General features: G+C 42.4%; 20 protein-coding genes. 7 read left to right on the forward strand and 13 right to left on the reverse strand.

Going from position 1 to position 21,939, the window contains the following annotated elements; translation table 11 throughout:
- Positions 1–342: 342 nt before the first annotated feature.
- From AAEZ02_RS14310 to AAEZ02_RS14320, 3 genes are all read right to left on the reverse strand, one after another.
- Entirely contained in the window at positions 343–1,701 is a 1,359-nt protein-coding gene (locus AAEZ02_RS14310) for a glycoside hydrolase family 5 protein (RefSeq protein WP_351123713.1), read from the reverse strand.
- Between the two features lie 541 nt (positions 1,702–2,242).
- The gene (locus tag AAEZ02_RS14315; protein WP_101034184.1) at positions 2,243–3,832 is read right to left on the reverse strand and encodes a GMC family oxidoreductase; all 1,590 of its coding nucleotides are present in this window, start codon (positions 3,830–3,832) and stop codon (positions 2,243–2,245) included.
- 24 nt (positions 3,833–3,856) lie between these two features.
- Positions 3,857–4,369 carry a TAT leader-containing periplasmic protein gene (locus AAEZ02_RS14320; protein WP_124012444.1) on the reverse strand — a complete coding sequence of 171 codons (513 nt, stop codon included), beginning with the start codon at positions 4,367–4,369 and terminating at the stop codon, positions 3,857–3,859.
- 112 nt (positions 4,370–4,481) lie between these two features.
- On the opposite strand from AAEZ02_RS14320, the gene AAEZ02_RS14325 reads away from it, so the two are divergent.
- The 3 genes from AAEZ02_RS14325 (at position 4,482) to AAEZ02_RS14335 (ending at position 6,788) form a co-directional block, all read left to right on the forward strand.
- Positions 4,482–5,498, forward strand: coding sequence for a hydrolase (locus AAEZ02_RS14325; RefSeq protein WP_124012445.1), 1,017 nt, complete (start codon positions 4,482–4,484; stop codon positions 5,496–5,498).
- A gap of 10 nt (positions 5,499–5,508) precedes the next feature.
- Positions 5,509–5,763: a YheU family protein gene (locus AAEZ02_RS14330; protein WP_101034181.1), complete on the forward strand. Its 255-nt coding sequence runs from the start codon at positions 5,509–5,511 to the stop codon at positions 5,761–5,763.
- Between the two features lie 128 nt (positions 5,764–5,891).
- A complete protein-coding gene (locus AAEZ02_RS14335; protein ID WP_101034180.1) occupies positions 5,892–6,788 on the forward strand; it encodes a phosphoribulokinase in 897 nt (298 codons plus the stop codon).
- A gap of 239 nt (positions 6,789–7,027) precedes the next feature.
- On the opposite strand, the gene AAEZ02_RS14340 is transcribed toward AAEZ02_RS14335, so the two are convergent.
- A complete protein-coding gene (locus tag AAEZ02_RS14340) occupies positions 7,028–7,807 on the reverse strand; it encodes a tetratricopeptide repeat protein (protein WP_101034179.1) in 780 nt (259 codons plus the stop codon).
- Positions 7,808–8,104: 297 nt separating this feature from the next.
- Here AAEZ02_RS14340 and crp point away from each other — a divergent pair, with 297 nt between their 5' ends.
- From crp to AAEZ02_RS14360, 4 genes are all read left to right on the forward strand, one after another.
- Positions 8,105–8,740, forward strand: coding sequence for a cAMP-activated global transcriptional regulator CRP (crp, locus tag AAEZ02_RS14345; protein WP_101034178.1), 636 nt, complete (start codon positions 8,105–8,107; stop codon positions 8,738–8,740).
- 121 nt (positions 8,741–8,861) lie between these two features.
- A complete protein-coding gene (locus AAEZ02_RS14350) occupies positions 8,862–9,212 on the forward strand; it encodes a PepSY domain-containing protein (protein ID WP_232772146.1) in 351 nt (116 codons plus the stop codon).
- Positions 9,193–9,867, forward strand: coding sequence for a response regulator transcription factor (locus AAEZ02_RS14355; protein ID WP_101034176.1), 675 nt, complete (start codon positions 9,193–9,195; stop codon positions 9,865–9,867). The genes AAEZ02_RS14350 and AAEZ02_RS14355 overlap by 20 nt, the downstream gene beginning before the upstream one ends.
- Positions 9,864–11,198 carry a sensor histidine kinase gene (locus AAEZ02_RS14360; RefSeq protein ID WP_124012446.1) on the forward strand — a complete coding sequence of 445 codons (1,335 nt, stop codon included), beginning with the start codon at positions 9,864–9,866 and terminating at the stop codon, positions 11,196–11,198. Before AAEZ02_RS14355 ends, AAEZ02_RS14360 begins: the two co-directional genes overlap by 4 nt.
- Before the next feature lie 60 nt (positions 11,199–11,258).
- On the opposite strand, the gene AAEZ02_RS14365 is transcribed toward AAEZ02_RS14360, so the two are convergent.
- From AAEZ02_RS14365 to sspA, 9 genes are all read right to left on the reverse strand, one after another.
- A complete protein-coding gene (locus AAEZ02_RS14365; protein WP_351076301.1) occupies positions 11,259–12,056 on the reverse strand; it encodes a DUF1338 domain-containing protein in 798 nt (265 codons plus the stop codon).
- Between the two features lie 68 nt (positions 12,057–12,124).
- Positions 12,125–13,585, reverse strand: coding sequence for a succinylglutamate-semialdehyde dehydrogenase (astD, locus tag AAEZ02_RS14370; RefSeq protein WP_101034173.1), 1,461 nt, complete (start codon positions 13,583–13,585; stop codon positions 12,125–12,127).
- A 9-nt stretch (positions 13,586–13,594) separates the two neighbouring features.
- Complete coding sequence (astA, locus tag AAEZ02_RS14375; RefSeq protein ID WP_101034172.1) at positions 13,595–14,614, reverse strand: arginine N-succinyltransferase; 1,020 nt, start codon at positions 14,612–14,614, stop codon at positions 13,595–13,597.
- A gap of 115 nt (positions 14,615–14,729) precedes the next feature.
- Positions 14,730–15,947, reverse strand: coding sequence for an aspartate aminotransferase family protein (locus AAEZ02_RS14380; protein ID WP_351076297.1), 1,218 nt, complete (start codon positions 15,945–15,947; stop codon positions 14,730–14,732).
- 336 nt (positions 15,948–16,283) lie between these two features.
- Complete coding sequence (locus tag AAEZ02_RS14385; protein ID WP_124012448.1) at positions 16,284–17,426, reverse strand: HDOD domain-containing protein; 1,143 nt, start codon at positions 17,424–17,426, stop codon at positions 16,284–16,286.
- Positions 17,427–17,528: 102 nt separating this feature from the next.
- A complete protein-coding gene (locus AAEZ02_RS14390) occupies positions 17,529–20,015 on the reverse strand; it encodes a S9 family peptidase (RefSeq protein ID WP_351076294.1) in 2,487 nt (828 codons plus the stop codon).
- 128 nt (positions 20,016–20,143) lie between these two features.
- Entirely contained in the window at positions 20,144–20,713 is a 570-nt protein-coding gene (locus AAEZ02_RS14395; RefSeq protein ID WP_351076291.1) for an aminodeoxychorismate/anthranilate synthase component II, read from the reverse strand.
- A gap of 97 nt (positions 20,714–20,810) precedes the next feature.
- Positions 20,811–21,281, reverse strand: a complete 471-nt coding sequence (locus tag AAEZ02_RS14400; protein WP_351076288.1) for a ClpXP protease specificity-enhancing factor — start codon at positions 21,279–21,281, stop codon at positions 20,811–20,813.
- The gene (sspA, locus tag AAEZ02_RS14405) at positions 21,281–21,910 is read right to left on the reverse strand and encodes a stringent starvation protein SspA (protein WP_101034166.1); all 630 of its coding nucleotides are present in this window, start codon (positions 21,908–21,910) and stop codon (positions 21,281–21,283) included. Before sspA ends, AAEZ02_RS14400 begins: the two co-directional genes overlap by 1 nt.
- Positions 21,911–21,939: the final 29 nt, after the last annotated feature.

Here is a 21,939-nt window from a genome sequence, read left to right on the forward strand (position 1 = left end):
CGACGCGGTAGATTTGATATTAACGCTTACATTCTGACCTACTAGATAATCAGCTCGATTTTTTTGAGAAGTTCTAACCGCTTCTTCGTCTTCTTTATATTTATAACGCTAACGTGATATTCAAACGATGCCCCTTGTCCTGGTCCTGGGCCATCGCCTAATGGCGTATATGTAGATGGAAAGCTAAACCATCCATTTTCAAATTCGTAACATGGATGGTTTCAATAATCATTACCATGGTCTTTGGTTTTTGCAGCAACAATCTTGGTGGCATGATTAATGGTCATGATTAATGGTATTGAGTAATACCATCAGGTAATACTCAATACATACATTTACACATTATTGCACTGGGATCAGAGCTTCGATTAGCTTTGGTCGCCATTGGCCCTTATTAGCATCGTATGCGCCAAATCCTGATGCGTATTCCCAATATGCCCAGCTCATATTACGTTTTTCAGCCTCGCGCGCAATAAAAGCGGTCCAGGCTTTTTGCTGATCGGGATCAACGCTACGCGAATAAACGCCGAATTCACCTATAAATATTTCAAAACCGCGATTAGCGTGCGCATTCCAACGGGTGACTCGATCAAACATAGCGATTAAGGGGGCCTGATCGCTTTGTGTGCCTAACCAGCGAGTGCCAATCCAATCGTCTGCTCCATTAACCCATTTAGCCCCTTGATGAGTAAAATGAAAGGGCTTGTAATAGTGAATGGTAATTATGGTATTACGCGCATTTACCGAGGATGGTAGTCTCAATTTCGCTAAGTCATCGGGCTGACTCCAATTGGCCGAACCAATCATTACGGTCCGCTGCGTGGTACCATCATTTTGCTGTGCTGCCATATCACCCCAAATTACCGTCAATAATCGTGCAATGATATTATTCCAATCACTGTGATCTATGCTGCTATTAGGCTCGTTCAATAATTCAAAGATAAGATTATCATGGCCATATTCAGAGAGAGGAAATTGCTCACTCATTTGTTGCCAAATACCCTGTAAACGAAGAATGTGTCCCGCTTGCTGACTTTCTGGATCATGCATCATCTTTGTATAGTGATGCACATTTAAGATAACTTTTAGATGCGCATTGTTGGCCCAGCCAACCACTTCTTTAACGCGGGCCATAAATGTATCATTAATGGCATAGGGGAAGGTTAAATCGGCGTGAGCGGACCAGCGAACCGGGATGCGCACGGTTTTAAAACCGGCAGCGGCAATCCTTTGTAAATCATCTTCAATCAGCACGCGACCACCAGACCACTCGCCCTCGACAGGAGCCTCTAAGTAATTGCCAAGGTTGATTCCTCGGCCGAGTTGCGTCTGTTCCAGGCCACCTTGATCATTCCATGCGTAAAGGTCGCTGTAATAGCTGTCTAATAGCACCACGGGATTATCTGTTGCGTTAGCAATAGCGTTGGGACTTCCACAGCCGAGTAAGTTATAAATGACTGTGGCGAATAGTAAAGGCGTTACACTCTTGCGTATTAACAAGCGTGCACAAGCATAGATATCAATAGCAAAGATAGTCGCTAGTTTAACGATCCGCGAATCAACCCACTCTCGTCGATGCTCAACGTGTTCATCAGTCACATCATCAAGGCCACACGAGAACGCTTTACGAACAACACATGAGCAGCAATGATAATTAGGTGTCTCTTCTAAGCTCACGATTGTTTGTCTTGGTCTAGCCATCATTCATTACCTGCAAAATAAAGGTAACTAAAGACTAGACCAGTGGTTGAGTATTCGCCAACGATCTTGGCTAGCCATAATAGGGTCACCTTTGGGCTGTATAAAGCGAGCACTATCTTTTCGGGTGATCCACAATAAAAGCACTTAATTATGTTATTCGAAACAATATCAAGCAAAATCGAAGCAGCATAAATATCGGAGTAACGCGGCCGTCGATGACATGGCCAAGTTTACTGGGAAGGACTTGCCAAGTGTCACCGAAGTGCTTGCACTATAGGCTGCTCTTTCACATCCATGTGATCGCGACATTCGCGACATCCTGTAGGTAACCGGCTTATAGCAATTGATAAAATTGAATTGACGATCTAAAAAACCTTAAAATATGAAATTGTTAAGGCGTTACTCGAACTGAAGTCCAAATATTAATAACCGTTGGAATAAAAGTGAGTTATCTCGACTCTAATATCGACTCTAATATCGACAAACTACGACAATATCAAAGTAATATACCGCCCAATAGCGGTATACAACATAAATTGAGCTAGCTAGTTTGAGTCAGTTTTTGGGCCAACGCCGTCGCATTTCGAGCCACAAGCCCATAAATAGACAACTGAGGGTTAGCGCCTAAACTGGTTGGAAATACCGAACCGTCCATCACCGATAAATTTTCAAGATAGTGTGAATAACCAAAACCATCGACCATTGCAAGGGCTTTATCTTCACCCATTGCACAACCGCCCATCACATGGGCCGATGCGACTATGGTTTTTAATAAGCCTAAATCGACATTATTGATAACCTGCTTTGCTTCACTCCACGAATTGAGAAATGACAAACCATCATGCATCGGTAACACCTTTTTGGCACCTGCAGCAAATTGTAACTCAGCCATCGACAAAAATGCCCGACGAGCACCATCCCAAAATCCTTGGTTTAAAGGATAATCTAATGCAAAACTGGTATCCGTTAACCTCACCTGTCCACCAGGACATTGCTGATTGAAACCATCACGAATAAGCGCAATGGTGACCTGCATTTGATTAAAATTAGCCATTAACTGTGCATGGCTAACGCCATAACCAATGGTTTTTGACGCGATCAATACTGGGTGTACAGGCGCAACTTCCAATTTATAACCAACGTCACCCACGGCGCCATCACGCCAAACAAATTCATCGGAATAGATAGATTGCGGTGCACCACTGTGACCATTAATTTGTTCCGCAAAAATCCCTCCCGATAACAATGAAGGATGTAAGAAAGTTTTGCCTAACTGTTTATGGGGATCGGGCGTATTAGAGCGCATTAAAATAGTCGGAGTATGAATAGCCCCCGCACTTAAAATATAATGTTTCGCACTAAAGGTGATTTGCACTGACGTTGGCTTTAGGCCTTCTGTTAACGCTTGTGCCGTTAACCCAACAACTTGATCGCCTTTATGCTCAAGCTTAATCACCCTAGCGCGTGAAATTAGCGTAGCGCCTTTATCCAGCGCCGCGGGGATAGTAGTGACCAACATAGATTGTTTCGCGTTGACAGGGCAACCCATGCCACAGTAGCCCGTATTCCAGCAACCTTTGACATTACGTTTGATAACCGTGTAATCCCAGCCCAGTTTTTCACAACCTTCAAGTAATGCACCATTGTTACGATTGGGCTCATACTGCCATTGCTCAATATTAAGTCGCTGTTCCATCATTTCAAACCAAGGGAGTAAGTCTTGCGAAGATAGTCCTTTAACCGACTTCTCTTGTTCCCAATAAGCTAATGTTTGCTCAGGTGTTCTTATTGATGTGGTCCAATTCACTGTGGTCGACCCGCCCACCGTACGACCTTGAAATATACCAATGCCTTTATCGGCAGTTTTCATCGCGGCCGCTTGTTGGTACAAATTGGGGTAGGCGTGACGTTCTTCCATATCAAAGTGAGTCGATGACTTAAGCGCTCCGCCTTCAATCATGATCACTTTTAAACCCGCTTCCGTTAAGATTTCTGCCGCCGTACCGCCACCAGCACCAGTACCAACAATAACAACATCGGCTTCAAAATGGCGATCGACCTCTAAGCGACTGGCATCGATATGATGCCAACCGTCGTTTAATCCAGTGATAATCGGATCAATAATAGCCAAGGGGATGCTCCTTACACGAGAGAGTTATTGTAGGTTATTAACTAAAAAAGTAGGTTTTTCATAACGTAAGTTGCCCCAATGTTCTGGACAGGCGTAATAACTGGCCATAATCAATTCACGTAAACCGCCGTAAGCGGTTTTTAACATATCCAAATAATTGTAACGCCAAAACTCAAGCATTTCGACCAATTGCTGGGGGTCACGCATTAAAAGCGGTGTCATACTGCCACTGAGTAACAACAAGCCCAAACGTCCTTCAAGCAATTCCAATAACTCCATCAACTCTTGTTGTTGGTCTGGCGCTAAATGGGTAATTGATTGTGAAATTGCATCCAAAGTCCGATTCATCGCGATTTCTCGATGGCTGGGTACCTCGGGTAATGCGCCATCTAAGAAAGCTGGGATCAACACACTGAACAATACTCGGTGATGGATATCATCCGAAGAAGTAGTGATATTTGGCAAATATAAATTAACGCCTAGGGCCAATGCTGCAGTTCCAGCAAACGCTCCAGTGAGAAAGGTACGCCGCTTCATTTACTTCCCCTTGAGTTTATTGTTGTCTCTATTTTTTATGTGGTAGAGTGGCATGAGTAACATTTAAACACATGTTTAAATTTTAACAAACTATTATAGAAATATTCCCTTTATGAAAACGTTATTCACACCGCCTTGGTGGGCTGCTAGCCCGCATGTTCAAACGATTCTACCATTGCTTTTTAAAGTAGCCAGACCTGCAACCTTTAGGCAACGACAAGAATTACCCGATGGCGATTTTATCGATTTAGATTGGCTTGGCCAAGCCCAAAATGGCGAGCCTATATTAGTGATTATTCATGGTCTTGAAGGTAATACAGAATCACATTATGCACGCAGAATGCTCATCGAAGCAAAAAAAGCCAAACTGTCTGCATTGGTTCACCATCATCGGGGCTGTTCAGGTGAGCCTAATCGCTTAGCCCGCAGCTATCATAGTGGCGATGTTAACGACTTAGCCTACACTCTTGAGCAACTAAAACACTATTATCCAGACTCGCCACTGTATGCTGTCGGCTACAGCCTGGGCGGTAATGTATTAGCCAAATACCAAGGTAGCAAACAACAACATAGCTTACTGGAACGTGCCGTGGTTGTGTCGGCCCCTCTCACGTTAAGTGCCTGTGCAAAACGCCTAGAAAGTGGCTTTTCAACCCTTTATCAGCGTTTTTTGATTAAACGCTTACAAGATAAAATGCTCGACAAAATTAACTCTGCAGATTTGACCGAGCAAATGCCGATCACTAAAAAGCAGCTCAAAATGCTGAATACCTTTTATTTGTTTGACGATAAAGTCACCGCACCATTACACGGTTTCACTGACGTCAATGATTACTATCAGCAATCCAGCGGCCTTGCTTATTTACAACATATCACTAAGCCCACATTAGTGATCCACGCTAAAGATGACCCCTTTATGACCGATGAAGTGATCCCAAACCAAGACCAATTGTCGCCGATGGTTGAATACGAGTTGCATGAGTTTGGTGGGCATGTGGGATTTGTTGAAGGGGGATGGCCTTGGAAACCACGTTTTTATCTCGAGCATCGTATCATCGAGTTTATTCTATCTGCAGGTGACACAATAACCGAGCACGATGTCCCCTCTTCCTCGCTAAGTCATTTATAGGAAATACGCCATGCTTGTGCCTTATGAAGCCCTACTGACACTACCTCAAGAAATACTTCAACGTATGATAAAAGAATATCTGTTTTCGCAACTTGAAGATGGCAGCTTTAGTGATGCTAGCGAGCAGCAATTAATAAGTGCGATGGAACAATGTAAACTAGCGCTGAAAAAAGGCGAATTAGTTGTCGAGTTTAGTGAAGACGACGAGTCTATCGCCATCAGACAACGCGAACATATTTCACGGTCATCTACCCATGAATCGTGATAACTAAATGATAGAACTACGACAAATTGATCATATGCCACCGGTGAATAATTGACCCAAAGGTGATAATTACCGTATAACTAGTGACTTGATTTTCATTCGTCCACAACTTTACGTAGGCAAATAACATGTCAGCAAAACACCCTATTATTGCTGTAACCGGTTCATCTGGTGCTGGCACAACCACAACAACTACCGCTTTTATTCATATTTTTAGACAGCTAGGCATCAATGCTGCATTTGTTGAGGGTGACAGTTTTCATAATTTTACCCGTGCAGAAATGGAAGTGTTAATTCGAAAATCCCAGGCTGAAAATCGTAATCTAAGTTATTTTGGCCCCGAAGCAAACAACTTTAAAAAACTCGAAGAATGCTTTACCAGTTACGGTAACACCGGTAATGGCCAAACACGCAGTTACTTGCATACATTTGACGAAGCGGTTCCGTTCAACCAAATGCCTGGCACATTCACCCAATGGCGTGAGTTACCAGAAAATACCGATATGCTGTATTACGAAGGACTGCATGGTGGTGTGGTGACTGAAGATGCCGATGTGGCTAAACATATTGATCTATTGATTGGTATGGTGCCCATTGTCAATTTAGAGTGGATCCAGAAGATTATCCGCGACACAAATGATAGGGGCCATAGCCGTGAAAAAGTGATGGGCTCGATTGTCCGCAGCATGGATGATTACATCAAACATATGACCCCGCAATTTTCGCGAACCCACATTAATTTTCAACGAGTGCCAACGGTTGATACCTCTAACCCTTTTAGCGCCAAAGACATTCCGAGTCTCGACGAAAGCTTTCTGGTGATCCGTTTCCGTGGCATAAATAATGTTGATTTTCCTTATTATCTTAATATGATCCAAGGCTCATTTATGTCCCGCATTAATACTTTAGTCGTCCCCGGTGGAAAAATGTCATTGGCCATGGAGCTTATTTTGACACCATTGGTTAAAGACTTAATGGATAAACGCATAGAGTTACAAAATCTAAATGATATCAAGCCCGATTAAGCTTGATTTAAGTCATGGTGGCTAGAATAGTTACATCGTGATTTCAAGCGAAATAGCGGCAGTTGATGTGCTTAAAGTGCTAATCCCCCTTTTTGTTCTGTTAGTGCATTAAGCACATTAACGAAACCAAACAACGTCGCGGCTCAAGCACCCACATCAACTATTATCCCTTCAGATAAACAAGTGAATACACTGATTGGTTGATAATAGTAAATGACTCACATTGCTCACTCTGAGCATTACATAAGCGGGATAATTTCTCGATAAGCTTGATTATTTTGGTACTGTTTCAAGCGCAAAATAAACTCATCGCTGCGCGCAATCTCCGGGTAATCCTTCAAGGCATCAATGGCTTTTTTCTGCGTATCAATCGCTGCAGTAAAATCACCGAGTTCTGCATATGCAGCCGCAAGGTTATCCAATACAGTCGGATCATTCTGATCATGCTCAAGTAATTTTAACGACATCGACACCGCACGCGAGCCATCTCGATATTCAGCTTCAGGGCACGTTGCTAATATCCAAGCAATATTGCCCATTGATACAGCATCACCCGCAACACTAAACTGCTCCATTGCTTTACCGCAATTACGCACCACGCCATCGCCACCAGCAGAATAAATAAACCCTAAACGAAAATGAGCCCATTTATCACCTTGCTCAACCATTTGCAGATACCATTTTTCAGCAAGCGCTAAATCACGCGGAAATAATTTACCTTCAAAGGCTAAATCCGCTAATGTTTGTTGTGCTTTTATGTGTTGCTGCAGAGCAGCAAGATTAATCCAATTCAAACCTTGTTGAGTATCTTGAGTAGCAAATCGTCCTGAAAGGTTCATTAAGCCCAATAAAAATTGTGCATCAGCATTGCCCTGTTTAGCTTTAATCTGAATATGAACCAGTTTAGTCGCCGCCTGAGACTGAATGGAGGGCGGGATCACAAACGCTTTTACAGACAAACTTAACCCACTTAATAAAACGACACAGATAACAACCCCGATTTGACTCAGTTTTTTCACGCATACCTCGACAACTATTAATGATGCTGATTAAATAACATTAGCTAAGACATAGTTCTAATACAATAGATAAATGCCATTGGCTGTAACCCAATCGTAGTGATGATGAAGACTAATTCACAAAAAAAGTGGACAGTCATCACAAACGAGATAAATTTAATCTAAAATTTAACAAGTTAATATACACTACCCACACTTCTAAATACGATCTCTATCAAAGTTTTCACCGTTTCAATAGCGTAGAATGCTTAATTAGACATTACTTACTTTCATTTTTAATCAATCGAGGAATATCATATGGCTCTGATTGGTAAGCCAAAACCTGACCCAACATTAGAATGGTTTCTTTCACATTGTCACATTCATAAGTACCCAGCAAAGAGTACTTTAATTCACGCAGGTGAAGAGTCTGACACTTTATATTACATCGTCAAAGGTTCGGTCGCAGTATTGATCAAAGATGACGAAGGTAAAGAAATGATCCTGTCTTATCTTAATCAAGGCGACTTTATCGGTGAGCTTGGGTTGTTTGAAGAACAATCTGAACGTACTGCTTGGGTTCGTGCTAAGCAAGCATGTGAAATTGCAGAAATTTCTTATAAGAAGTTTAAGCAACTCATTCAGGTTAATCCTGAAATTCTCATGAAGCTTTCTGCGCAAATGGCATATCGTTTACACAGCACTAGTCAAAAAGTGGGCGACTTAGCCTTCCTTGATGTGGCTGGCCGTATTGCACAAACATTATTACATCTTGCTAAGCAACCTGATGCAATGACACATCCTGACGGCATGCAGATTAAGATCACCCGCCAAGAGATTGGTCAAATTGTCGGTTGTTCACGCGAAACCGTTGGTCGAATTTTAAAAATGCTTGAAGAACAAAATTTGATTCAAGCACACGGTAAAACAATCGTGGTTTATGGCACTCGCTAAAAACGACGACTAAGGCTAAATGTTTAAGCCTTAATCATTTAGGCTTCAGCTTGATTTAAGCCAAGATACTTAAAGTGGTGTTCATACTCTGAACGCCACTTTTTTTTATTTTGGAGCGACCATGAATAGCTTGTTCTCCACAGTAATGAGCAGCTTAATGGCCATCACCATTAACCAACAAGATATTCCCGCAAAAGAACTCCCTCTGGATCACGACAATGTCCAAAAATTGGTTTCTTCTGGTAATATACGTTCATTAGATGATTACTTAGCCTGGGTATCGCAGTATTGTGATGGCCACTTAATCGACGCGCAGCTTTATCAACACCAAGATAAATTGCGCTATAATCTACAATTTAAGCTAAAACAAGGGCATGTTGTTAATCTGCAGTTAGATGCAGCTAATGGCATGCAAGATTCATTGACTCAATTACCGAGCGAATGTACTAAACATGAAACTGTTACTCGTTGAAGATAACCCATTACTCGTTGCCGAGCTTGAAAAACAACTCAAGCAAGCAGGTTATATTACCGATGTCACAGACAAAGCTATTGAAGCCGATTATTTGATGAAAGAAACCAATTATGACTGTGTCATTTTAGACATAGGCTTACCTGATGGAAATGGTTTGTCATTAGTGACTCAATGGCGTGAACGTGGCATCAATACCCCCGTAATTATGTTGACAGCGCGCAGTCAGTGGCACGAAAAGGTTGAAGGTTTTAATGCGGGTGCTGATGATTACTTAGGTAAGCCCTTTCATACCCAAGAACTGCTCGCTCGCATTCAAGCGTTAATTCATCGCGCTCATGGGCGGATAAACTCATCATCCAAACAATTATGTTATGCCGGCGTCAACCTCGACGAAAATGAACAAAAAGTTACTGTCGATGATCAAGAATATGAACTGACATCTATGGAGTTTAGGTTACTCAAAATCTTTTTGATGTCGCCAAAAAAACTTCTTTCTAAGCAGCAGCTTACAGACAAGCTTTATCAGTTTGATGATGAAAAAGAAAGTAACGTCGTTGAAGTTTACGTGACACATTTACGTAAAAAACTGGGTAAAACAGCTATCGAAACCCGCCGTGGCCAGGGTTATATTTTTCATGGCATTATTGAATGATCTCAATTCGTTTTAAATTAAGTCTATGGCTCAGTGGATTAATCATCATTGCCACCCTCATAGGCTTATTTTTGTTTGAGTCGATGCTGCGAGATGCGTTTCATGACTCAATTATTAACCGCCTAGAAGAAGATTTAGAACATATTATTATCGCCACTCAACTCAATGAAGATGAGTTAGTTATCGACCAAAGCCAATTATCCAGCTTCTATCGACCCGCCTATTCAGGACGTTACTTCCAATTAAATTTGCCCGACCGAACTATTCGCTCTCGGTCCTTGTGGGATGCAGAGTTACACATTGAACCCTTACAAGCGCAACAAAAACGCGTTTGGCAGGCTAAAGGGCCCAAAAATAATGATATGCAGCTCTTATCTATCGGCATAGGCGCGCCAAACAGCCCCAACACCGCAACACTGACTGTCGCCCAAGACCTCAGTATCGGCCGTAGTGTCTTCAGTGAAGTGTTTGGCGCTAAATTGGCAATCAATATTGGCATGTTACTCGCGATGATCGCCGGTATTTTTATTATTTTACGCCAGTCTTTTAAGCCGGTGAATCAAATCCAAGGTGCTCTGGCTAAGCTTCGCGAAGGTGAGATTGCCTCGCTATCCATTTCACAAATTCCAGCGGAGATCCGCCCACTCGCCGAAACCTATAATGAATTATTAGACTACACGGCTAAACAGATTGAACGTAGTCGCAATAACTTAGGTAATTTAAGTCACGGCTTAAAAACCCCACTCGCGGTGATGCAGCAACAAGTTGAAGCTCTCGGACTCAGCCATCCCGATGCCGCGATGGCAATGCAGCAGCAATTGGATTTAGTCCATAAAATGATTGAACGTAAATTGGCTGCGGCACGCATAACAGGGGACATGTTACCCGCGGCACAATTAGCCATTCCAAAAGATTTCGATAGCTTAATCCAAACGCTACATAGAGTGCATCACCAACAATATATACAATGCACCATAGTCAATCCGCAGCAGATAAGTCGTATTCCAATTCATCGCGAAGATGGCATGGAATTATTTGGCAACTTGCTCGACAATGCCTTTAAATGGGCAAACACCCAAGTTAACATCAGTATTGGCTACACAGATTCAGAGGCAATATTACTGCAAGTAGAAGATGATGGTATTGGCGTAGAACCAGCCCAAATGGCCTCACTAACCACCAGAGGATCTCGATTAGATGAAGCCACCATGGGTCATGGATTAGGCTTATCTATCGTTAAAGAGATTTGTGACCAATACGGTTTTGTATTGCAATTTAGTCGCAGTGAAACGTTAAAAGGCCTGAGCGTCAGTATTTTGATTAATCAATAACAATACCCATAAAAAAACCTAATTGATGACTCAATTAGGTTCTTTGTCGATAGATGAACATTACATCGCATTGGTACTTTCAAAAATTTTGTCGGCTGATGCCGCTACAAAACCAGTATAAATCTGACCATTATCCATCGGATAACGGCGGGCGAATTCATAGAAACAACTTGGAATTTCAACATCGCCATCGGTAAACTTCACCACCACTTTATCGGCCATGGTCGAAGACTGTTCTAGCAGCACTTCTGGCGACCCTTTAATTTCACCGCCTGAGCTATTTAATAAAAAGCCAGCCTGTTTTAAGGCTTGGTTTACATCTTCAATACGCTCAAACTCAGGTAAATCATTAATTGAAACCGTAAAATGATTGGCACGATAACCTAATGCCGCAACCCACGCCGCATATTCACTTTCAACGAGTAATGCTTGGTATGTCGCTTTATCTAGATCCCAATGACAGCCAGAATAAATAAAATTATCTGCAGTAGTAGCTGCGACATCCACTTGGCCAACTAAGTCATGAATGGTCTTTTGCAACTCAGGGCTAAACTCTTCAACTAACAGCTCAGAAATAAACACCTTTGGCTGTTTAGGATCCGGATGTTCAAAATGCTTGGCAATCAGCTTTTTCTGCACAAACTGATAATCACCACTGTCGACATAACCAAGAGAAGTGAAATGCTTGGCCAGTACGTTTAAATTCACCTTGGCGATATTAAAGGTCCGCAACGCAATATGGTCATTGATGATGGGAGCACCGTGGCCTAATAGCTGATGAATTTTCGCCGCTGACGGCGTCATCTGAATATAGTCTTGCCATAAGGCAGCAAATAAAGCATTAACGTCAGTATGCATGGTTAAATCCTTCTAAATAAGGCTGGCGATTAACATCGCCAGCACTGATCATGCGATGAATTTATCAGTTAAATTGATAAACCAGGGCTTAAAGTTGCAGGTAAGCTCACCGCGTCAGCTTCCATTGAAGCGACTGGGTAAGCACAGTAATCAGCAGCATAAAATGCACTTGCACGATGGTTACCCGATGCGCCAACACCACCAAACGGTGCTGCACCTGATGCGCCAGTGATCTGCTTATTCCAATTAACAATACCTGCACGAATGCGCGCTAAAAAGTAATCATAATCTTCACGGCTATCCGCTAATAGACCTGCAGATAAACCATAGCGAGTCGCATTGGCTAAATGAATCGCTTGGTCAAAATCGCGATAACGAACGAGTTGCAATAATGGACCAAAATATTCTTCATCAGGTAATTCAGCAATCTGAGTCACATCAATTAAACCTGGAGTGACTAAACCGGTTCCGGCTTCAACTTGCACTAACTCAACTAATGAAACGCCACCTAGTGACTGCAAGGTAGCTTGTGCACCAACCATGCCAAGCGCTGCGGTTTCAGAAATCATCGCCCCCATAAACGGCTGTGGTTGTGCGTTCCAAGGACCGACTTTAATTTGCTTAACCGCTTTGACTAGCGCTGCGATTAACGCATCGCCTTGCGCGCCTTCTTCAACGTATAAACGACGGGCACAAGTACAACGCTGGCCAGACGAAATATAAGCAGACTGAATGATGTCATGAACTGCAGCTTTGGTATCCGTTACGCCTTTAACGATAAGCGGATTATTACCGCCCATCTCCAAGGCTAAGATTTTACCTGGGAGGCCAGCATATTGTTCATGTAAAATATGCCCAGTACGAGAACTGCCGGTAAAGAATAATCCGTCAATTTGTGGATGCGACGCTAACGCTTTACCGGTTTCAACTTCACCTTGCACTAGGTTAATCACACCTTGTGGCAAACCGGCTTTATCCCAACATTTCAGCATTAACTCAGCCACTTTAGGCGTCAATTCAGACGGCTTAAATACCACTGTGTTACCCGCCAATAATGCTGGCACTATGTGACCATTTGGCAAATGCCCGGGGAAGTTATACGGACCAAATACGGCCACAACACCATGAGGCTTGTGGCGTAATACGGCGCGTCCTGCAGGTAAATCATTGGTTTCAGTACCGGTACGTTTGTCGTGAGCTTTCGCTGACAAGGCAATTTTACCAATCATGGCACCCACTTCAGTTGCGGTTTCCCACTGTGGCTTACCCGTTTCTTGGGCTATGGTTTCAGCGATTTCGGCTTTATTAGCTTCTAGTTCTGCGCGGTACGCTTCTACAATGGTCAAGCGGGTTTCATAGCCCAACATAAACCAATCAAACTGCGCCGCGCGAGCGGCATCGACAGCTGCATTCACTTGTGTGGCAGTCGCAGTGTTACCTTGCCAAATGACGTCACCGTTGGCAGGGTTTTTTGAGTTAATATCATGACCTTCGCCAGCTAACCACTGACCTTTAATATATTGTGTCATTTCTTGCTCCTACATTGCTAAAACACGAATTTGCTCGCCTTCGCTAACCATAAGACCGGCGGCGATTTCAGGACTAAGCAGTACATTGTCGTGTTCATCAGAGACCAATAATTTTATCGCTGATGCACGATAATCAGCGAGTGAAGTGTTGGATATAATAAAATGGTGATCGGCATGTAACATTTTGCCGATGTTAACCGTGAGTAAGCGACTTTTCTTTACTGAGCGAATATCACTAATTGAACATTCAACCGTTGGGCCGCCATCAAAAATATCGACGTAATTGCGGAACCTAAATCCTTCAGCTTGCAGTAAACGCAGTGCTGGCTTAGTATTTTTATGGACTTCACCGATCACTTTTTGGGCTTTTTTAGGCAACATACACACGTAAACAGGGTTTCGCGGCATCATTTCGGCCATAAACGCTTTTTTGCCTAAGCCAGATAAATAATCGGCTTCAATAAAGTCGATGCCTAAAAAATGATGCTGTAGCCATTCGTAAAAAGGTGAGTCGCCATGGTCATCACTAACACCGCGCATTTCAGCTATCACAGTTTCACCAAAGCGATGCTGATGTTGGGCTAATAATAAAAAACGTGATCGCGACAACATTCGACCATTGTTACCTTTACGATAACCGTCTTTTAAAAACAAGGTACACAGTTCCGCGGCGCCCGTGTAGTCATGGCATAATGTCAGGGTTTCAACTTCATTACGGACCGATATTTGTTGAGAGTGGTATACCTCAGTACCTAAACGGTAATGATAAAAAGCATCTTCCATGCCGACAGCCGCTTCAATACCACAGGTACCAACAACTTCATTGGTTTTCATGTCTTCAAGCACCATCAAATAACCTTCGTCAAAAGGTTTATCAACATGCTTGATAAAAGATGCCTCTGCCCTAGCAATCTTTGAACGCAGTAACTCTTCGTTAACTGGTAAAGATGTAAAACCGTGGCCTGACTCGACTGCGATACTGTAGAGTGCATCGTAATCACTTGCACGGATAGGACGTATGATTAACATCTTAATCTCCTCATTGCGCCACAAGCAAACAGCGCTGAAATACATTTCGGCGCATATTTACGTTGTCAGCGTACCCAAACAAAAAAGTGCACGCTGGGGGTGCACTTTTTGCTAATTAACCTGCAACCACTTTTGCTACAGCGCGTTCAAAACGCAATAAGCCTTCTGCGATATCAGCTTCTGGGATCACTAATGAAGGAGCAAAACGCACAACGTTTGCACCGGCCATCAAACTCATTAAGCCTTCAGCAACTGAGGCTAACAAAAACTCGCGACTACGACCTTCATATTGCTGATTTAATACCGCACCAATTAACAAGCCTTTACCACGCACTTCACTAAATACGTTGTATTTGGCATTAATTGCCGCTAAACCATCACGAAATAGCTGTTCGCGATGTTTAACTCCGTCCAGTACTTCTTTGGTATTAACCACATTCATTACCGCATTTCCTACAGCACAAGCCAGTGGGTTGCCGCCATAAGTAGAACCATGAGTACCGATTTTTAAGTGAGCGGCAATTTTTGCTGTTGTTAGCATTGCGGCGATAGGGAAGCCACCGCCCAGCGCTTTGGCACTGGTTAAAATATCAGGCACGATATCAGTACCCATGTAAGCAAATAGCTCACCGGTTCGGCCTACGCCCGTTTGTACTTCATCAAAAATCACTAATGCGTCGTGCTTATCGGCTAAACGACGTACCGCTTTTAAGAACTCAGGCTCACCGTCGATAATCCCGCCTTCACCTTGAAGAGGTTCAAGCATGATGGCACAAGTCTTATCAGAAATAACCGCTTCAAGTGCAGCGATATCATTAAAAGGCACGTGAGTAATACTTTGTGGCTTAGGGCCAAAACCGTCAGAATAAGCAGCTTGTCCGCCTACGGTTACCGTAAAGAATGTACGGCCATGGAACGCTTTATCAAATGCGATGATTTGATCTTTATCAGCACTATGGTTGTCTAGTGCATAACGACGAGCCAATTTTAAGGCGGCTTCATTCGCTTCAGCACCTGAGTTAGCAAAATATACCCGCTCAGCAAAAGTGGCATTAACTAACTTTGTGGCTAATTCAAGCGCTGGCTCGTTAGTCATTACGTTTGATAAATGCCATAACTTTTCGCTCTGCTCTTTTAATGCAGACACTAAAGCAGGGTGACAATGACCTAAACAATTTACTGCAATACCACCAGCGAAATCGATGAATTCTTTGCCTTCTTGATCCCACACTCGGCTACCTTTACCGCGTACAGGAATAACCGCGGCAGGCGCATAATTAGGCACCATAACTTCATCAAATTGGGCACGGGTTAGATTCATTTCTACACTCATTGCATTTTATCCTTCAGGTTGTAAACGGCTTCAAAGCCGCTGTTTCCGCTGTTTGCTTTATATTCTGTTAGTTCATTAGCGGAAGTTTGTATTATTTATGCGACATTATTAGCGAAAATGTGATCAAAATACCAGTTCAGTACAATTAACTTGTGCAGGCTTGCTTGGCATTGTGCATAAAGATTTAAAAAACATGCCTAAACAATGCGCTTATTCAGGGGTATGGAGCATAACTAGTCATAAAAAAACTTATTTGACTCGATTTTGTGTGGCTATTCATCAAAAGTGAATAATTACACAGATTTAACATTTCCAACTCTGACAGAGATAGTCGGTTTAAAGTAAATCAAGCTTACGAAAATTTTGCCCTTTAAGCCGAATTAATTCTTGATCTGAAAATTGATAATAATCAAACATAATTCGCTTTTCTTGTGGATCGATTTGTTGTTGCTCTTCTAACAAAAGCACTTTGGCATAACAACTGGCCTTAGCCACTATCGCGGCATCAGCTGACAACTCGGTGAAATGGTAATCGTGATCTAACTCTTTTAATACTAAGGTTATCGGAGAGTCTTCAAATTTAAGTAATGTCAGCAATTGCCAATTTAAACGATGGCTATGTTGTATCACTTGATCTAACACCGCTTGCGCAGGAAAATCAGTTGCCATAATGGCATCGTAAACTTGTTTTTCGCCACTGTGACTGGCCTCTCTGAGCCATGTCCCCCAAGTGTTATCAAACATATGCCCACTTTGGCTGAGTATGATGGAGGTAGAAAATTGATACATTAAGGCACAGCTATAGGCCAAACTCGGCGCTTCATTATGTAACTCAGCTAACGTTTGCGCCGCAATGGCACTTACCATGCTATATCGCCTTAGCTTTCTGGTTATCCACAATAAGTTAGCATTACCTGAAGGTAACCAATGACGTAAGCAAAAATAAGGGATCAGTAAGCGTAAATTCTCAATCCCGATATAGTTAAGCACCAGCTTAATGTCAGTCACTTGCACATCGGTATGTTTGGGCCGTCGGTGACCTGATGCCGGACTGTTAATTAAATTGATTAAATCACGAGATAACCAGCTAATACTTTCAATAATGGGTCGAAGTCGATTAATGTTAAGGTCTGAATGTAATAATAAATCGAGCAGTAAAATTTGGCTTTCGCTAATTCCCGATGCCTCTAATACCATTTGTGGATGCGCTAATTGATGCTCTATCGCATGATTAACCGTATGGGTTAACTGTGCAGACACCTCAAGAAATACATTTTTTTCTTTAGCTTGTTTTTCGAGGCGCACTTTTAATGCTTGACGCTCAATATCAAGCTTATTGGCACTCTGTTCTAACTCAACGCTCAACTCATCAGGCATAGCATTGGCTTTGTGCTTACCCACAATAAGTTGTTTATAGAGCCGGCGCTCAATCTCGATGACTTTTCCGGGCCGAACTCCACCTGCTATTGATATTGCCACTTACATTGCCTTTTACTGTTTTTATCGCTTAATCATAAAAATTATGGCTTCTCAAAGGAAGCCATAATCGATATTTATTTGTTTTTTTGAATCCAGAGCCAATTAGTTAAGTTCTTGATCAAACAATTTATAAATACGACGATACTGGTCTAACCAACTTGAAGCTTGCTTAAATCCATGCGGCTCAACCGGATAGATTGCCATTTCAAACATCGGTTTTTCTAATTCAATCAGACGTTGAACCATGCGCACACTATCTTGAAAAAATACGTTGTCATCTACTACACCACTCATGATCAGTAATGGTTTCTGTAAACCTTGAGCATATTCTATCGGTGAGCTACGCTCATAGGCGATAGGATCAACGTCAGGCGTATTTAAAATATTTGACGTGTATGGCGCATTATAATGGGCCCAGTCTGTTACAGGGCGTAATGCCGCCCCTGCTTGGAATAACTCAGGTTCATTAAACAGCGCCATAAAGGTGAGAAATCCACCGTATGAACCACCATAAGTACCAACACGTTTGCTATCAACGTTAGCATTTTTCGCCAGCCAAGCCACACCGTCTATCAAATCTTCAACTTCAGGATGACCCATATTACGATAAATTGACGTACGCCAGTCACGTCCATAACCTTTTGAACCGCGATAATCCATGTCCATCACCACATAGCCTTGTTGGGTAAGTAAGTTATTGAACATAAATTCACGGAAGTAGCCTGAAAAACCATAATGGGCATTTTGTAAATAACCGGCTCCATGGTTAAACACCACGGCTGGATATTTATCAGCTTGTTGAGGATCATAATCTTGTGGCAAATAAACCCGGGCGTAAATTTGCCCCGCGCCATGGCTTGAAGGTACTGTGACTATTTGCGGTGCTTGCCAAGGATATTGTGTAAACGCTGTGCTGGTATAATGGGTTAATTGGCTAATTTCGCCACCAATAGATTGAATGTATAGCTCATCAGGGTGCACAGCAGAAGAAGCCGTTAATAACAGTGATTGCCCATCAGGGCTTAAGCTGTAATCCAATGTGCCTAACCACTGAGTCAGTTGTTCTGTTTTGCCGCTGGCAATCTCTACACGGTAAACATTATAGCTACCTGGGTGGTCTTTATTGGCACGATAATAAAGATGTTTTGCATCGGGTGATAAAGTCACATTATCAACCACAAATTGGCCATTAGTTAAGGCTGTTACTTCATTAGAGGCTGTTTTGATATATAGCTGAGAAAAACCAGACTCTTCAGATAAGTAGTACATGCTATCGGTACCGGTTATCCAACCAAATTGATTAAAATTATAATTTACCCAAGCATCATCATGTAATCTGTGTTCGGTTATCAGCTTGCCTTTTTGAAGATCAACACTGGCGATCCAGCGATCTTTGTTGTCAACGGCTTCCAGCATCACTAATAATTTATCGTCAGACTCATGCCACTGAATTGCACTCTGACTCCATTCCCAATCTTGCATTAACTGGACTAAACGTGGTGTTTTTTCGCTTTTATAGCTTTTGCCTTGGGCCTTAGCATTTTCAGTTTTGACACTTGCCAGTACGTCTTGATCAAAACCTGTTAGACCTTCGATGGTAATGTCTTTTTTATTGTGTTCAACAAGATCAAGTAGCACTAAACGTTGTCCAGGAAAGACATCTTCAGCCACTCGAGCACGAGAAGGCACGGGAACGACATAACCCTCTTGGCCCAAATAATTGGGCATAATGTCGTGTTCTGCACGCCAATCATAATTTTTATCAGTCAATGCCAATATCACGTAACGTCCATCAGGTGACAAGCTCATTTCTGAAACCACTTCGGCATCACCTAAATACCAAGGTTTAGCTGAAAAAGTAGGATCGGCTTTAGCCAATGAGTCACGGTATTCATCACGTGTGACACTGTTATCATGTTCCCTGGCAACATAGTTAATTAATCTGTGCTGTTGCTTAGCGATAAAGCTACTGGGTGCTTGCGTCGCTTTAGGTTCGTTTTCCATTTGGATGGCGGCAATTTGTTCCATTAGCTCGCTAGACTGGTGCACCCGAAAAATATTATTACCTTGCCAGAATGCAAGGTCGCCACCCGTTAAAAAACGCACCCCATTAATGGCATCATTTTGACGGGTAATTTGCTTTATTTCACCATTTGATAAGTCTTTTACAAATACGTTACCTTGATAAATATAGGCTTTTTGAGTCTTTGCCTGATCGAATACGCCATTACGTTGATCGGCAAGGTGTAGCTGATTGAGTGCAAGTTTGTTTGCCTCAGACTGTCCAATAGCTTGTTGATAAAAATCACGGACCGGAGATTGATGTGCTTGGCGACTGAAATATACCGATTGACTGTCATCGCTCCAATAAGCTCCTTGAGCAAAGATTCCCATCCAATCTGGATTGGCCATAATTTGATTAAGTGTCAACGGCTGCTGGGCTTTTGGAGGCGGTGCTAATGGTACGGTCAATGCACTTGCGCTGGGGGTTACGATAGCAGAGGTATTGTTAATATCTGTGGCGGCACAGCCACTCATTATGGCCAAAGAAAGTGCACTCAGCGCAATGTTTCGCATAAAGCTTGTCATGATCATCCCTTTTATTATTTTTAAGCGCTATTTATAGCATAATTGCCGCGTGACTTTAGCCCGATTGGTTGCAGAAGTTGTAACAGAATAAGTGATTATCAACCTAAAAATAGACTGTGAATAACACTTTATAGATGTAAAAAGTTATCCAATAGTTCATGACCTTGCTGAGTCAATATAGACTCAGGATGAAACTGAACACTGTAAATACCTAAATCAGCATGGCTCATTGCCATAATTTCACGACCATAAATTGGGTCATCAAACCACGCATCCAGCCTAAAGCCATTGGGAACATGATTAATCAACAATGAATGATAGCGAGTCACCTGCAGCGGAAGTGCTAACTGAAAAAATAATCCCTGTTGATTATGTTCAATCAAGCTGGTTTTACCGTGCATAACACGTTTTGCACGTATAACGTCAACGCCAAACGCTTGGGCGATAGCTTGATGTCCTAAACAGACACCCAGAATGGGAATTTTACCCGCAAAGTGTTTAATCGCCGCAAGTGAAATACCCGCTTCATTTGGAGTACACGGACCGGGAGAAATGATTAAATGAGTCGGTGCTAATGCTTCAATTTGTTCAATGGTGATGTCATCATTTCGCTTAACCAGTATCTGTTGCCCAAGCGCTTGGAAGTACTGTACTAAGTTAAACGTAAAAGAATCATAATTATCAATCATCAACAACATTATGGGTTCCACTTCGTTATAAATTTTTTGTGGCACAACAATTTTAGCTTAAAAAAAACCAGCCTTGCGACTGGTTTTATGTGCTGATAACTAATCGTTACTTCACCACAGTTAAATGGTTTTTACGCTTAGCTTTATCATCTGGATCCGTCGATTTAGGCGATGGTGGCAATGTCGAAGTATCATCAACAGATTTCATTGATGGTGGCACAGATGATAAATCATCATCTTCACCTTCGATCATGTACGCATCTTCCATATCAAACACCGTGCCAGCGCCGTTTTCACGAGCATAAATGGCGACGATAGATGCCATAGGTAAATAGACATTTTGTGGTACACCACCAAAACGTGCATGAAACTCAACAGCATCATTGGACATGTGAAGATTAGACACCGCTCCGGTGGCAATATTCAGGACGATTTGACCGTCTTTGACAAATTGCTGCGGAACTTGCGTACCGTTAACAAATGCATCCACAACTACGTGTGGCGTCAAATGGTTATCCATCAACCACTCATAGTAAGCACGCAACAAATATGGACGATTAGCTGTTATTGGTTTCATTACATGCCCATGCGCATTTCGCGCTCAGCCTCAGTTAACGATGCCTTAAATGATTCACGTTCAAAAATACGGGTCATATAAGCACTGATATCTTTCGATGTACGAGGATCTAAGTGAATACCTAATACTGGTAGACGCCATAATAATGGGCCTAAGTAACAATCAGATAAACCAAACTCTTCGCTCATGAAGTATGGCATTTCAGCAAATACTGGCGCTAGAGCAATCAAGCTTTCAGTTAACTCTTTACGCGCAGCATCAGCTTTTTCACCTTTACGGATACGCTCTACAAGCGCATACCAGTCAGTGTCGATTCTGTGCATCATTAAACGGCTTTGGCCGCGAGATACTGGGTATACAGGCATTAATGGAGGATGTGGAAAACGCTCATCCAAATATTCCATAATAATGCGTGATTCGTACAACACTAGCTCACGATCAACTAAGGTCGGTACTGAGTTGTATGGATTTACTTCAAGTAAATCTTCAGGCATCTCACTTGGGTCTACCTGTAAAACATCAACGGTAACCCCTTTTTCAGCCAATACGATACGTACTTGGTGACTATATAAATCATCGGCACCAGAAAAAAGTGTCATGATAGAGCGCTTGTTGGCAGCAACAGCCATTGATACCCTCCAGAAACTAAAAAAAACAA

This window comes from Shewanella sp. T24-MNA-CIBAN-0130 (genome assembly GCF_040310185.1).
Taxonomy (GTDB): domain Bacteria; phylum Pseudomonadota; class Gammaproteobacteria; order Enterobacterales; family Shewanellaceae; genus Shewanella; species Shewanella psychromarinicola.

What these genes read in the sequence shown, in the direction of transcription:
- AAEZ02_RS14330 (WP_101034181.1), top strand. Translation starts at nt 5,509, where the DNA reads ATGCTTGTGCCTTATGAAGCCCTACTGACACTACCTCAAGAAATACTT.
- AAEZ02_RS14395 (WP_351076291.1), bottom strand. Translation starts at nt 20,713, where the DNA reads ATGTTGTTGATGATTGATAATTATGATTCTTTTACGTTTAACTTAGTA.
- AAEZ02_RS14355 (WP_101034176.1), top strand. Translation starts at nt 9,193, where the DNA reads ATGAAACTGTTACTCGTTGAAGATAACCCATTACTCGTTGCCGAGCTT.
- AAEZ02_RS14390 (WP_351076294.1), bottom strand. Translation starts at nt 20,015, where the DNA reads ATGACAAGCTTTATGCGAAACATTGCGCTGAGTGCACTTTCTTTGGCC.
- AAEZ02_RS14310 (WP_351123713.1), bottom strand. Translation starts at nt 1,701, where the DNA reads ATGGCTAGACCAAGACAAACAATCGTGAGCTTAGAAGAGACACCTAAT.
- AAEZ02_RS14365 (WP_351076301.1), bottom strand. Translation starts at nt 12,056, where the DNA reads ATGCATACTGACGTTAATGCTTTATTTGCTGCCTTATGGCAAGACTAT.
- AAEZ02_RS14320 (WP_124012444.1), bottom strand. Translation starts at nt 4,369, where the DNA reads ATGAAGCGGCGTACCTTTCTCACTGGAGCGTTTGCTGGAACTGCAGCA.
- astD (WP_101034173.1), bottom strand. Translation starts at nt 13,585, where the DNA reads ATGACACAATATATTAAAGGTCAGTGGTTAGCTGGCGAAGGTCATGAT.
- crp (WP_101034178.1), top strand. Translation starts at nt 8,105, where the DNA reads ATGGCTCTGATTGGTAAGCCAAAACCTGACCCAACATTAGAATGGTTT.
- AAEZ02_RS14335 (WP_101034180.1), top strand. Translation starts at nt 5,892, where the DNA reads ATGTCAGCAAAACACCCTATTATTGCTGTAACCGGTTCATCTGGTGCT.
- AAEZ02_RS14360 (WP_124012446.1), top strand. Translation starts at nt 9,864, where the DNA reads ATGATCTCAATTCGTTTTAAATTAAGTCTATGGCTCAGTGGATTAATC.
- AAEZ02_RS14400 (WP_351076288.1), bottom strand. Translation starts at nt 21,281, where the DNA reads ATGAAACCAATAACAGCTAATCGTCCATATTTGTTGCGTGCTTACTAT.
- AAEZ02_RS14350 (WP_232772146.1), top strand. Translation starts at nt 8,862, where the DNA reads ATGAATAGCTTGTTCTCCACAGTAATGAGCAGCTTAATGGCCATCACC.
- astA (WP_101034172.1), bottom strand. Translation starts at nt 14,614, where the DNA reads ATGTTAATCATACGTCCTATCCGTGCAAGTGATTACGATGCACTCTAC.
- sspA (WP_101034166.1), bottom strand. Translation starts at nt 21,910, where the DNA reads ATGGCTGTTGCTGCCAACAAGCGCTCTATCATGACACTTTTTTCTGGT.
- AAEZ02_RS14325 (WP_124012445.1), top strand. Translation starts at nt 4,482, where the DNA reads ATGAAAACGTTATTCACACCGCCTTGGTGGGCTGCTAGCCCGCATGTT.
- AAEZ02_RS14380 (WP_351076297.1), bottom strand. Translation starts at nt 15,947, where the DNA reads ATGAGTGTAGAAATGAATCTAACCCGTGCCCAATTTGATGAAGTTATG.